The sequence below is a fragment of the Mesobacillus maritimus genome (assembly GCF_023715205.1).
GTDB lineage: Bacteria > Bacillota > Bacilli > Bacillales > Cytobacillaceae > Mesobacillus_B > Mesobacillus_B maritimus_C.
On sequence record NZ_JAMBNR010000009.1, the window covers coordinates 225,043 to 238,063 of the forward strand.

The following is a 13,021-nucleotide window of genomic DNA, read 5'->3' on the forward strand; positions in this document are numbered from 1 at the left end:
TACTATCTCCCGCGTATCCAAAATTTTCATAATGGTCGCTTCGTGATATGATTAAATTTAAGGGAAAATAATGATCATGATGTATTATATTGAAAGGTATGAATGGCTGTGGATAATCTAGAGTTAGGAAAAGCAATTGCTAAATATCGGATAAAGAAGAATTTTAATATTAAACAATTAGCAGAAAAAACGAATGTCTCATCATCCATGTTGAGTCAAATTGAAAGAGGACATTCCAATCCATCATTAAACACGCTGAGATTGATTGCAGATGCATTAGAAGTGCCATTGCTTAGTTTTTTTACCCAATCTGGTAATAGTAAGGATTTAATCACAAGAGCAAATTCTAGAAAAAAAATCGTATTTCCGCCACCTCAAAATATGGAGTATATGTTGTTATCCCCAGATTTGAGCGGTGCCATTGAAATGGTTCTAATGAAAATACCGCCGCATTCGAATTCAGCTGAAAATCCGATTGTTCACATTGGAGAAGAAGTTGCATACGTACTAGAAGGCAGCATCCTGTTACAAATCGGTGATGATCTGGAGACTTTACATACTGGGGATAGTGTAAAAATCCCACCGGGTGTACAACATAAATGGGAAAATACGACAGATAAAGAAGTAACGATTATTTTTGCTGTTACCCCTCCTACATTTTAATAAAGATCCTTTTTTTGACCGTTCGATTCCTCCTGTTATCCAGTGTTTTTTATGCACAAACAGGAGGAAACGAGCGGTTTTTTTATGGATTGAATTAAACTATAGTAAATTAATTAAATTATAGTTAATTTTTTTCTTGATTCCTCCTAATTAAAGCGCTATCATTAAATTGCACTAAATAAATTAAATAATATTAAATTTTAGGTTGGGGTACTTTAAATCCTATCTTGCAAGAATGGTAGATGGTATTTTGGAGGCATTTCTATATCTGAATCTAGATAAGGATTGGAACAGGATGATCCGCTGCGGGAAAGGATATTTCAACCTCTATTTTGAAATGTCGTTGTTGTTTGTGAGGCGGAATCATCTATTACTCCACAGGATTGAAAATGGCATGGCTGCCGGAAAGACAAGAATCATGCGATGGAGAGGGGGAAATCAGCACTAAAGAGGTTTATGTAACTGATCTAAGGTTCAAAATAGCCTAGTTCGGTTCGTGAACAAACATAATGGCACCCTAAATAACAACATGTAGGTTGCTGTCAGTTTTTGTAACGACTTTGAAAGACTATTTACACATATGAAAATCAAAAAATTTACAATTGGTAGCCAACTCACTTCCGTGAGATTGGCAGATCATTGTTATCTCTTTGGCTCAAGGTTAGCCAAACAATCGCTTTAGACACACAAATAGAATGATATCTTCTGCTTCGTGCGGAGTGAAAGGGATGAATAAAATGCCAACAAGTGCAATGATGATGCTCGTTTTGTTTTTATCTATTGTCTTACTAATCTTTCTAATTCTTAAACTTAAAGTACATCCGTTTATTTCACTCATTTTAGCTGGTATTTTTATCGGGATCGCTACAGGGATGTCTCTAACAGATATTATTGCTTCCATAGAAAAGGGAGTCGGGGGGACGCTTGGCTCGCTCGCTGTTGTCATTGGTTTTGGAACCATTTTAGGGAAGATGTTAGAGATCTCTGGTGGTGCTGAGCGCTTAGCGCGAACGATGCTCAATGCTTTGGGAGAAAAACGTGCGCCTTGGGTCATGTCACTGATCGGGTTAATTGCTGGTATCCCAGTTTTCTTTGAAGTAGGTTTCGTATTACTATTTCCAATCATTTTCATTGTTGCTAGACAAGCAAAGATGTCTCTCTTAAGGGTTGGAATTCCATTGGCGATCTCATTGATGGTTGTTCATGCCATGGTTCCTCCACATCCTGCGGCATTTGCGATTACTGAAATGTTGGGTGCAGATGTTGGGAAGGTTATCTTTTATGCGCTTCTTATCGGAACACCTACTGCGATTATTGCAGGTCCAATCTTTTCGAAGTTCATTTCTCGTAAGTCTAAGATAGAAGATAGCAATGAAGTAGAAGTACAAGCCCCGACACCAGATGAGAAACTTCCTGGGTTTGGCATTACTTTATTTACAATTCTACTCCCTTTATTCATTATGGTAGGGAAAACAGTAAGTGATTTATATCTTACAGAAGGTTCGTTTTCTTTCAATCTAGTTACCTTCCTAGGGAACCCTATTATCGCTTTGCTTATTTCCGTATTTGTCGCTTATTACACTCTTGGACTTTCTCGTGGTCTAAAGATGAAGGAACTATTGTCTCATACAGAGGAAGGATTTAAATCGATTGCATCGATTTTGTTAATCATTGGTGCCGGTGGTGCTTATAATGCATTTTTAGTTGATAGTGGGTTGGGTACAGAGTTATCGAATGTTATGCAATCGTTAAATATGAACCCCATTATTCTGGCTTGGCTCGTAGCCTCCATTTTGCATCTTGCCATCGGATCTGTGACGGTCGCCATGCTTAGTGCTGCGGGGATTGTCGGTCCATTGTTGGCTGTTTATCCAGATTTGAGTCCGGAAATTGCTGTTCTCGCTATTGGTGCTGGAGCAATTGGATGGTGTCATGTCAACGACTCTGCTTTCTGGCTTGTAAAAGAATATCTGGGGTTATCGTTACCAGATGCATTTAAAAGCTTCACGGCTGCGACTGTTCTTGCGTCAGTTATTGCCCTTGGAGGGGTATTTGTTTTATCACAATTTATCTAAGCTTTTTTCATGGAAAGAATTAAAAGTGAAAGGAAGATGATCAACATGGAAAATCGGATGATCGAAGGAAAAACGATCAAGCAATGGGAAGAGGATTATCCTTTAATGAGCAGGATCATTTCGACTGAAGAAGTGTTCTGGACAAATTCGAAGTATGAAAGTTTTGAAGATGCGATTAAAAAGATTTCTTTATCAGAGAAGGACGTAGAAGATGCAGAAGAAAGATTAAATCGCTTTGCTTCCTATCTAATGAAGGTTTTTCCAGAAACGAAAAAAATGAATGGGATTATTGAGTCACCGATTGTTTCCATTCCTACCATGCAAAGCAAAATGGAAGAGACCTTTCAGCAAGAAATTTTAGGCCAATTATTGCTCAAATGTGATAGTCATCTCGCTATTTCAGGATCCATTAAAGCAAGAGGCGGCATTTATGAGGTTTTAAAACATGCCGAAGATTTAGCGATCGCGAATCACATGTTAACAGTGCAAGATGATTATTCGATCCTTGATAGTGACAAATTTAGAGAGTTCTTCTCTAAATACTCGATTGCCGTAGGATCAACTGGAAACCTTGGACTTAGTATTGGAATCATGAGTGCGCAATTAGGGTTTAAGGTTTATGTTCATATGTCAGCTGATGCAAAGCAATGGAAGAAAGACCTTCTCAGAAGCAAGGGTGTTACGGTCGTTGAGTATAAATCTGATTATAGTAAGGCAGTAGAAGAAGGTCGAAAACAAGCAGAAGCCGATCCAAACATGTACTTTATTGATGATGAAAATTCGGTTAACTTATTCTTAGGATATGCTGTTGCTGCTTCTCGATTGAAAAATCAATTAGAAGAAATGAACGTTGTTGTCGATGAGGATCATCCATTATTTGTTTATTTGCCATGTGGAGTTGGCGGCGGACCTGGTGGAGTAGCATTTGGGTTAAAGCTCGTTTTCAAAGATCATGTTCATTGCTTCTTTGCCGAACCAACCCATTCGCCATGTATGGTGATCGGATTAATGACAGGTATGCATGACAAGTTATCTGTACAAGATTTTGGGATTGATAACATTACGGATGCGGATGGGCTTGCTGTTGGCAGAGCTTCAGGCTTCGTTGGGAAAACGTTAGAAAACCTAATAAGTGGATCCTATACTGTACAAGATGAACAGTTATACGCACTCTTAAGTATGCTATCCGACACAGAAAATATCCAAATGGAGCCTTCTGCTTTAGCTGGGGTTCATGGTCCCATTCAATTATTCAGAGAGGAAGCTGGGCAAAAGTATATTGAGAGTCGCCATTTAGAAGATAAAATGAAAAATGGAACACATATCGCTTGGGGAACAGGTGGCAGTATGGTTCCAAAGGATGTCATGGAAGCCTATTACCAAAAGGGAAAAAGGACGGAGTAGGACGGTGCCCGTTGTTGCTAAAATGATGAGAAAAGGGAGAAACACTCCGTGTTATACGGAGTGTTTCTTTTTTTACCTCTACGATTTAGATCGTCTTTTACCAAGGTCGTGTTTTTATTTATCTCGGTTTTTGACCAATTCAGTCGTGACTTCTAAACCCCGACCAGTATCAATACTGCTGTCGCCAAAGGTATAGACTGTGGTGTATTCTGACGGGATTTTCTTAGAAATAATGGCTTTCGCAAAAGGACTGATTTTTCCTTTATAGACCTTTTCGAACTCACCATCATCTGTTGCAATGTCCGAATTTAATAGGTATGTAGCCATATGTTTGTGGCTTCTGCTCGATAAATGGTATTCGTCATACGTGTAGAAATCGTCAGGTTCCCAACCAGCGGTTTCAGGTGCATAGTATTTGCTGTCGAGTGAGTAAAGGCCATAACCACCGTAGATTTCTTCCGCTTCGGTGGTAGGGAAGATATCGCTGTTGTCTTCAGAGACGAATCCGTACCCATAAGCTGGTACAAAGTCGGAAATTAAATAAAAGCCCATGCTTTTGTATCCGAATTTTTCAAAACCATGTTTTTCAATATTTTCACGTAAAAGTTGATTGTGGCCGTAGATGACCTCGACATCGTCGGGTGTGGTGTCCAAAGCAAGGTATTCTTCGATCTTCTGGACCACCTGTTGGTTTCTCATTTCATCAAAGCTTGTTAAATCTTTACTTTTGTTCACAAAGCGGTTCGGCATCAAAATATATTTGGCGCCACCTTCTACAAGGTTCTGGACCATTTCAAGCGCATAGTCACTTGAAAGTTCTGCTGCACGTTCTGCTCCTAAATCTTTGATGGCATAAGCATCATTTCCGCCGACACTGATGATATAAAGGGCATTCGGATCGGCTTGTCCATTCACATCTGCAAGAAATCTTTCGGTTTGTTGGACGCCGCCCCAGCCTTTTAACCAAGTGGACCAGTTGGAGCGCTCATCATCTGCGCCTTCCGTACCAGTCAGGACTCCAGTAAAAGCCCCGCCAACCGCATAATTGGTTAGATTCCCATAATCCCCAGCCAATTCATTCGCAAGATACTCCGCGAATACTCGGCCGTCCGAATAGCGGCCATTCCAGTAGTACTTGGACTCTGCTTTCACATACATTCCGTCCTCTGGATCAAAGCCTTCTGCTGGTTGTGCGGCCATGACTGCGGGGGACACGACCATAGTGGAAAGAAGTGCAAATAGGATCGTCATTAAAGCTTTTTTCTTCATATTCTTTCCTCCTAATCTATTATTTTATGGCTCTATATGCTGAACACATAAAGTTCAATGTAACATACAGGATTCATAACCCCTAAAGGAGGATTTATAAGAATTTTCGATAAATATGGAGAGATTTTGAGAAAATACGAGCTAAATGGCAGGTAACCATATTTTTTAAAATTGTTAGAAAATTTTATTTTGGTTAAACTTTTAACTATGTGTGTTCTTTTTTGTTGTTTTATGAATCTGACGGTTTACACCCCGAGTTTTTTCTATGCGAGCTAGAGGTGTCCCGCCTCAGTAGATAGGGAATTCCTATTGATTCTACTAGCTCTTTCCCCACAACACATTTTCATTCTTGACGCAATAGAGTTATCCAAGCTAATATAACCTCGGTTACATTGTTTAGTGAATTATGGTAACAATTAAAGAGGTAGGAGTTTCAGTTATATTAGAAAGGTTGATCAATATATATATGAAAAAAGTCATTCTGGATGTTGACACTGGAATCGATGACGCTCTCGCGATTATTTATGGGATTGAAAGCAAGCGGCTCAACCTTTTAGGAATTACCACTGTTAGTGGAAATGTTCCACTCCATATGGTGACCAAAAATACAAAAAAAGTTCTGAGTCTGATTGGACGTGAAGATATCAAGGTCTATGCAGGTGCCAATCGCCCGCTGATTCGAGAACCTGAATATGAATATAGTGTTCATGGAAGTGATGGGATTGGCAATGCCTTAGGTTATTTGGAGGTTGATGAAGCAGTGGAACCAACGTTTGCTCCTGACTTCATTATTGAACAAGCCAAAAAACATCAAGGTAAACTGACGCTGATTATGGTCGGGCCTGTCACGAATCTTGCCCTTGCGTTGCGAAAAGAACCAAGAGTCGCACAATGGCTCGACAAAGTCATCATCATGGGTGGAATTGTTTCGCAAGCAGGGAAGGGGAACAAACTACCAAACTCGGAATTTAACATGTTTGCTGATGCGGAAGCCGCTTCGATTGTCTTCCATTCTGGAGCGGACATCACACTAGTAAGCTTAGATGTGACAACAAAAACTCTTTTGACACTTGAGCATATCGAGGAATTAAAGGGCACTAAATATTATGATTTTGTCCTTAACAGCACAAAAGTATTTAGAAGCTTTACTTTTACAAAATTTGGAGTCAACGGTTGTGCGTTGCATGACCCATTAACAGTTGGTTACGTTTTAGACCCGACCTTTTTAAAAACTGAAAAATATTTCGTTGATATCGAAACGGTGAGCCCATTGGGGTATGGGCAAACCATTTGCGACTTTAGAGGATTATGGAAAAAGAAACCGAACGTCAATATCTGTGTAGACGTAGATTCAGAACGATTCCTAGATTCGTTTATAAGTACGTTAAAGGACGTGGAGTAATTTTTTACAAGAGGTTAAGCAATGGGGGGACCTGGCTTAACCTCTTGTCATTTTTTGTAGAAAAGGTCCCTGTGACGCCCCGGTTTTTCTTGTTTCACAGAGATGTTCCACAGATCGGGTTTATGATTCCTCCCCCGCTGTAAGGTCGAGTACAAACTTGCTAGGGATTGCTCTTCCGGCAGGGATTGCGTCGGCGGATAGCCTAGTTTTATAATCAGGCTTTTGGTTCTCACAATATTGTTCGATTTCTTCCACTGTTTTTAACGATTCATTTTCCCAGTTTTTTAGAATGCCCACAACATAGGTTAGCCTGCGCTTGTTATTGGCACATGCAATCTGCATTGCTTTTAGTATCACTGCTTTTGGCTGTGAAAAGCTCGAATCATCCAACCAACACAATAGCTGCTGCTTTCCGTTGATGTTCGTAACCCCAAAGCCATTTTCGTCCCAAAACGCAATGATTTCTTTTACATCTTCTGATATGGAATGGGCCAGTAAGGGAGTTTCGTTTTCTATAGTTGGGTCCATGGCTAGTTGGTCTTTTTGACTATGAAGGGTAAAGCCACTTGGGCAAGTTTGCTCCATTTCGTTTTCTTCTGTTATGTATAGGTTGTTGTCTTCTTGTTGATTGACTTCCTCGATCACCATCATTTCTTCATTTTTACAATAGGCTTCATATAAGTCCCGAACGTCCTGCTTGCGAATGGCTTCCGCCACATACTGGATCAGTGAGCGATCTTCGACTTCTTTTAATTCCGCAGAAATACAATCCATGACGGGTCTGCCGCCTTTATGGAAATGATCTTTTCCCCAGTTTTTAATCGCGAGTTCTCTTGTTTCCGGATTGTAGCGAATCAATTTGTAATGTTGGATGAATCGATCCATTAACGCATGAACCGTTTCAATCGAATAGCCCAAATCAAACGCCATTTGCTTTTTCGTAATAGGGTAGATTCCGATTTGAGTTGTATTTGGGTTTGTCTGGAGATAAAGATAAAAATACTTGTCCTCTGGGGTCATCTCCTCCATTACCATCGGATTGCTCCAAAAATTCGTATGTACCACTCGATATTTTGCCATTTTTACTCACGACCCTTTCCATTAGGAAAATTCCTTACATGATTTATATAGGGTGGAAGGGGAGAAATGGATAGGGGTTATTTAGGGAGTTGTGGAGGTTTTTTGACAGTGGGTCATGCCATGTCACAAATCAGCCGATGCCTGTAGCGCACCTAGTGGATATATTATAAATCTAATCTGTTCCCCAGGGTATCAAATGGACTATTCGAAAAGACATGCATGTGGGACCCAGTCCCTCGAGTTATATTTAAAAGACTTATTTACTACCAAAATAACCCAAAATAGTACTATGATAATAGTATAAATGTAATGTAATATATACATAGGCAAAATGATTTTAGGGGGGAAAGTATGCTTTCTTGGTTAAGTAAGGATTTGAGAAAAAAGATGGTTAAAAATTTAAAGCCAGATCTTTTGGAAAAATTAGATGAGGAATACGAAGAGCTGCTTCAAAAAAGAGAAAAAAAGGTAGTTTATTTAGAATGGGTTAAATTAATTGGTATCTTCCTATTAATCTTATTGGTTATTGAATCAGCTGCATATATTAGCCTTACCCTTATTCAAGTTGAAAAAGGAACGTTTGGGGACTTCTTTAATGGGATTATTTCTCCTTTTATCAGTATTGGTGCGCTTACTGCCGCTTACCTCGCTTATAAAAGTCAGAGTTCTCAACTTGACCTTCAACAGAAAGAAGTTAAATTACAGAGATTTGAAAATCACTTTTTTCAGCTTTTAGGCTTACATAATGATATTGTAAAAAGTATGACTTATGATGAAGATGGTTTTGATCAGCCAATTAACGGGAGAGAATATTTTAATAAAATCTATGAAAAATTAATAAGGATTTACAATAACAATCCAAATCCTAAGAATAAATATTCGACTATGATGAATGAAATTGATAAAGGAGAAAATGATCAACTTCTTCACTATTTTAGAAATCTTTACCAAATATTTAAATTAATTGAAAGAAACAGTGCTGAATTTGACCAGGACGAGCTCAAACAATACGTTGATATCATCAGAGCTCAGTTAACACCAAATGAGATTGCAATTTTATATTTTAATACAAGGTATTACGGGAAAGATGATTTTGATGAAACTCTGCAAAATTTCAACTTTTTTCGGGACGGTTTTACACCAGAGTCTATAGAGGATTCTTTCAAACAAGATGCAGCTAACAGGCCCGAAAAAAAAAACGAGAGTTAGGTCGGAAGAACGAAAACGGGACAAGCGTGATTAAACCGAGAATAGGGGATGGAACCATGCTCCTTCATGAAACAGATAGAGAATCCAATTCTTTCGAGAATCGTATGGAGATGACCTTAGCCTTTAGTAAACGATATAAAATGTCCATTGCAATTTGTTATTTAAGGATGGTTTATCCTGTAGACATTTCAAGTGATAGGGAATTCAACTATCTAGAATCGTTAAATAATACGATCAAGAGTAGAATGGAACGGACCATCCGTGACATCGATACCGTAACAAAAGTAAATGATACGGACTTTATTATCGTAATTGCCGATGTGAATGAAAATGATGCTATGGATATTATTTATAGGCTGTTAGATTCCGTAACCAGTCCCATTACCCTTGAGAAATCTCAGTATAGTCTGCAGGCCAATATTGGTGTATGTTTTTATCCTTCAGGTACTAAAAATGAATCTGAACTTCTTAGCCTCGCAAAAATGGAAATGTATCATGCGCAAATAACAGATCAAGCGATTTCTATTTTTAAAGGTGAATTGGATGAAGCAGCCAAAAGAAAGGTAATCATTGAGAATGATTTACGGTATGCACTGAAAAATAATGAACTACAGACAGTTTTTCAACCACAGTATGATATAAAAAATAAAAGGGTTTGGGGATTAGAAGCACTGATTAGATGGAATCACCCCTTAATAGGTGAAATCATGCCGAGTGAATTTCTCCCCCTTGCTGAAAACGAAGGTCTTTCTATTGAGTTGTATTACTGGATCTTAGAAGATGTTTGCAGAAAAAAGGGGGCATTGGACGACAATCATTTGAAAGTGGGAATCAATCTTTCGGTCAATCAACTCATCTCAGATGAATTCGAATTAAAGACGATGGAAATCATCAATAAATATGATATACAGCCAGACCAAATCGTTATTGAAATTACAGAGGATATCCAAATATACACTGTAAAGAAGGCAGTACAAAGAATTAAATCTTTGAAGTCTAAAGGATTTATGATTGCATTGGATGACTTTGGGAACGGCTATTTTTCATTTGCGGATTTTGTCAATCTTCCTCTTGACGTTATAAAACTGGATAAGGGATTTGTCTTGACCTTAATAGAAAATAATAAATTAAGGGCTGTGATTTCCCCTATTATTGAAATCGCTCATAATTTGAATTTTATGGTTTTGATTGAAGGGCTCGAAGAACAGGTGCAATTAAATGAATGGAAGTCCCTAGGAACGGATTTAGCACAAGGTTATCTCATCAGCCGGCCTATGTCTTTAACTGACTTTCTCCCTAATAAAATTGAAATAGAGAGCAGATTAGAATAGGTAAAGATAGTAAGGAACGTCTCACAAGGTATTGTTAAGAAAACATAGTAAAAGAAAACCCGAGTTCTCATAATTGAACTCGGGTTTTATCTTTCAAGAATCCTTCCACCCATCTCTTAACCACTATTTAGCAATGTTAAATATCCGAATGTTGGGCTAGGACAAGGAACTTCCACTACTTTATTAGAAATGTTGAAATGGAACCTCTAATACGGTTTATATAACCAAACTTACAATGATGCCGGAGAGGATGCTGACAAGTGTTGCACCATATAACAGTTTCATGCCAAAACGCGCGACGATGTTCCTTTGTTTTTCATTTATATCTTTGAATGCCCTGTAATAATCCCAATGGATGAGAAGTTCGCAAAGGAAACGAGAAAGACCGAAAGAATTCCCATTGTTCGGTCTCTAAACTGATAATGCCTCCGGCTAAATCCATCATTGCGACAAATTCATTGGTTACCTGTTTCATGGCCATAATTCCTCCAGCATTAATGGTCTCTGATAAAGGACGCCCATAATGAAAGCAATTGGAGCGAAGATAAAGCCTAATAGTTGCTGGAAAGAGATGCTAAACAATAGTTCAAACACATGGTTGAATCCCGCCATTAAAGTGATGAATCCAATGAGCATGGCCCCGACGATAATGGCCACCTTAAACCCTTAAACCCATCTTTTGGGTTTTAGTTTGTGCTACTCAAATGATTGGTTCAGGAAATGGGGAGGTTGATGCAAATAGTCGTTGGATTAGTATGTATGAGGTTTTCGATACCTTGGTTATTTTCTATATTTGGACGATAAGCTTGTTGTTGTTATTCTTTTTTCTTTTCTTTTTCTTTTTCTTTTTGCCAACGTATCGTGCAACGACTCGGGAACGGATCGTCTTTTTATTCTGTTGTTTTCCTGTTCGATGACTCCTTCTACTTATAATATAGATTAACCCATTGATAATACCGAATATGTAAACCAGGCGTTGGAGGAATTTTACTTATGCTCAATCCTTAAAAGAAGAAATGAAACTATCATCTATCTCTCTTGAAGTCAATGGGAAGATGTATTTTATTGAATAAATGCTTTATCTATGCATGGCTATTGCATAGTTTCTAGGGTCATAGAGGACAAGAAATGGTTGCTTGGTTCCTTGTAAATGAACGATGTTTCTTTTCCTTATTGAATGAAGTGCTCATCCATTCCTTTAAAGTTAGTCGGATGAGTGCTTTTTTTATTATCCACGAATGTACAAAATGATGACAGCTTCAGGGAACCCATATATAGCAATCGAGTCACAGATAAAAATAAGCTAAAAAGTCATTTTGTTAAGGGGATAAAAGAAGAACTGGTGGCCCTGACAATATGAAATTGTCACGGAAAAACTCATAGACTGCTCTGATTGTCCTCGACATATCTCTAATAAAGGAACACATCACAGGTATATACTCAGAAGGTAAACCTCTATATGTATTTCACCATGTAAGAACAGGGTAATAAGTCTTGCTAAACTTAAACTGTATCCCTTTAATCAAACTCCTTCACAACTTCGGCAATCCCACCTCTCATTCATGTGCGTGAACCACCAGTACATTTGAATTCACATTGTTGTCATTCCCCATCGAAATGGATCTAGTGAAAGAGTTCACTCCATTTATCCCTGCTAGTAGGTTGTCCATGCCTTGTTCCTGCACCCAAAAGCTAAGTATGCTACCATAAAAGAATTATTCATGAGTGCCTTCCTTATAAATCTATATCTGTGTTGAGTTTTGGACGAAGAAAATTTGGGGATTAACAATGGAAGAAGTAATATTCCAATCACTTCAGGGGGAAGTTAACCGATGTGGGATTGGGATATTATGTAATGAATTTATTACCTTTTTAAAAATTGAAGCATCTGAAGGGAGAGATTTACCATGAAACTGTATCAAGTAAGAAAAGGACAATTTGTCTATTTTAACAATGAGTTGCACAAGGTGTATTCTGTGAAACCTATCTACAAACAGTCTGTCCATCTGATCAAATTGAAAGATTTGTCTCAGCATTTAACCAATGCCTCAAAAGTTGAAAGATATATTCCCAAACATCTTGACAGCTTTATTTTCAACCATAAGGCTTATACCCTTCACAAGGAGAAACAGGCTGAAGAAGGGGACTTCATCTTAATTACGAATCCAAGTCCTGATTACATGGATCACTATTCCTTAAACGAGATTGAAATTGTATCGTCTGTTGAAAGCAAAGGGGTTATCACGACAAGAGCGAATGGGGTCAAACATATTGAATATTTATTGATGGTCCCGGGCCGTGATCCGAACAGTAACCCGATCGACTATTTAGATAAAAGTATGGTCGATAATGATTGGATGAGCAATGATTCTGATCAACCTGCAGAAGGTGAAATGCCAACGATCGGGGATGTATATAAAAAACGAGATGGTGGTTCTTCCATTGAAGCGATGGTTGTAGCCATCAACGACAAAAAAATCTTTTTGGGCAACAATATCGAACTCTCCTTGAATAAGTTAAACGAAGGATGGGAGTATCAATATAGTCTCCTAGAGGACTGATTGTGGGGGAGGCATGTCATGAACAGC

At 38.4% G+C, this 13,021-nt stretch carries 9 protein-coding genes and 1 pseudogene; 7 read left to right on the plus strand and 3 right to left on the minus strand.

The window, feature by feature from the left end:
* The first annotated feature begins 102 nt into the window (after positions 1 to 102).
* From M3182_RS14810 to dsdA, 3 genes are all read left to right on the plus strand, one after another.
* Positions 103 to 663, plus strand: a complete 561-nt coding sequence (locus M3182_RS14810; RefSeq protein WP_251434139.1) for a helix-turn-helix domain-containing protein — start codon at positions 103 to 105, stop codon at positions 661 to 663.
* Between the two features lie 728 nt (positions 664 to 1,391).
* Positions 1,392 to 2,738, plus strand: a complete 1,347-nt coding sequence (locus M3182_RS14815; RefSeq protein ID WP_251558761.1) for a GntT/GntP/DsdX family permease — start codon at positions 1,392 to 1,394, stop codon at positions 2,736 to 2,738.
* A gap of 45 nt (positions 2,739 to 2,783) precedes the next feature.
* Positions 2,784 to 4,142: a D-serine ammonia-lyase gene (gene dsdA / locus M3182_RS14820; RefSeq protein ID WP_251558762.1), complete on the plus strand. Its 1,359-nt coding sequence runs from the start codon at positions 2,784 to 2,786 to the stop codon at positions 4,140 to 4,142.
* Between the two features lie 114 nt (positions 4,143 to 4,256).
* Here the strand turns inward: dsdA and M3182_RS14825 are convergent, their stop codons facing one another.
* Entirely contained in the window at positions 4,257 to 5,411 is a 1,155-nt protein-coding gene (locus tag M3182_RS14825) for an SGNH/GDSL hydrolase family protein (RefSeq protein WP_251558766.1), read from the minus strand.
* Between the two features lie 466 nt (positions 5,412 to 5,877).
* Here M3182_RS14825 and M3182_RS14830 point away from each other — a divergent pair, with 466 nt between their 5' ends.
* A complete protein-coding gene (locus M3182_RS14830) occupies positions 5,878 to 6,813 on the plus strand; it encodes a nucleoside hydrolase (RefSeq protein WP_251558768.1) in 936 nt (311 codons plus the stop codon).
* Positions 6,814 to 6,933: 120 nt separating this feature from the next.
* Here the strand turns inward: M3182_RS14830 and M3182_RS14835 are convergent, their stop codons facing one another.
* Positions 6,934 to 7,893: a DnaD domain protein gene (locus tag M3182_RS14835; protein ID WP_251558770.1), complete on the minus strand. Its 960-nt coding sequence runs from the start codon at positions 7,891 to 7,893 to the stop codon at positions 6,934 to 6,936.
* Between the two features lie 351 nt (positions 7,894 to 8,244).
* On the opposite strand from M3182_RS14835, the gene M3182_RS14840 reads away from it, so the two are divergent.
* Both M3182_RS14840 and M3182_RS14845 read left to right on the plus strand, forming a co-directional pair.
* Complete coding sequence (locus tag M3182_RS14840) at positions 8,245 to 9,102, plus strand: putative phage abortive infection protein (protein WP_251558772.1); 858 nt, start codon at positions 8,245 to 8,247, stop codon at positions 9,100 to 9,102.
* A gap of 56 nt (positions 9,103 to 9,158) precedes the next feature.
* Positions 9,159 to 10,433, plus strand: coding sequence for a GGDEF domain-containing phosphodiesterase (locus M3182_RS14845; protein WP_251558774.1), 1,275 nt, complete (start codon positions 9,159 to 9,161; stop codon positions 10,431 to 10,433).
* Between the two features lie 216 nt (positions 10,434 to 10,649).
* Here M3182_RS14845 and M3182_RS14850 read toward each other — a convergent pair.
* Positions 10,650 to 11,099, minus strand: a pseudogene (locus tag M3182_RS14850) (nucleoside transporter C-terminal domain-containing protein); the annotation flags it as partial.
* A 1,241-nt stretch (positions 11,100 to 12,340) separates the two neighbouring features.
* On the opposite strand from M3182_RS14850, the gene M3182_RS14855 reads away from it, so the two are divergent.
* Positions 12,341 to 12,994 carry a hypothetical protein gene (locus M3182_RS14855; protein ID WP_251558776.1) on the plus strand — a complete coding sequence of 218 codons (654 nt, stop codon included), beginning with the start codon at positions 12,341 to 12,343 and terminating at the stop codon, positions 12,992 to 12,994.
* Positions 12,995 to 13,021 lie beyond the last annotated feature (27 nt).

Coding starts and splice junctions, on each gene's coding strand:
- M3182_RS14810 (WP_251434139.1), top strand. CDS start 103: ATGGCTGTGGATAATCTAGAGTTAGGAAAAGCAATTGCTAAATATCGG.
- M3182_RS14815 (WP_251558761.1), top strand. CDS start 1,392: ATGAATAAAATGCCAACAAGTGCAATGATGATGCTCGTTTTGTTTTTA.
- dsdA (WP_251558762.1), top strand. CDS start 2,784: ATGGAAAATCGGATGATCGAAGGAAAAACGATCAAGCAATGGGAAGAG.
- M3182_RS14825 (WP_251558766.1), bottom strand. CDS start 5,411: ATGAAGAAAAAAGCTTTAATGACGATCCTATTTGCACTTCTTTCCACT.
- M3182_RS14830 (WP_251558768.1), top strand. CDS start 5,878: ATGAAAAAAGTCATTCTGGATGTTGACACTGGAATCGATGACGCTCTC.
- M3182_RS14835 (WP_251558770.1), bottom strand. CDS start 7,893: ATGGCAAAATATCGAGTGGTACATACGAATTTTTGGAGCAATCCGATG.
- M3182_RS14840 (WP_251558772.1), top strand. CDS start 8,245: ATGCTTTCTTGGTTAAGTAAGGATTTGAGAAAAAAGATGGTTAAAAAT.
- M3182_RS14845 (WP_251558774.1), top strand. CDS start 9,159: ATGCTCCTTCATGAAACAGATAGAGAATCCAATTCTTTCGAGAATCGT.
- M3182_RS14855 (WP_251558776.1), top strand. CDS start 12,341: ATGAAACTGTATCAAGTAAGAAAAGGACAATTTGTCTATTTTAACAAT.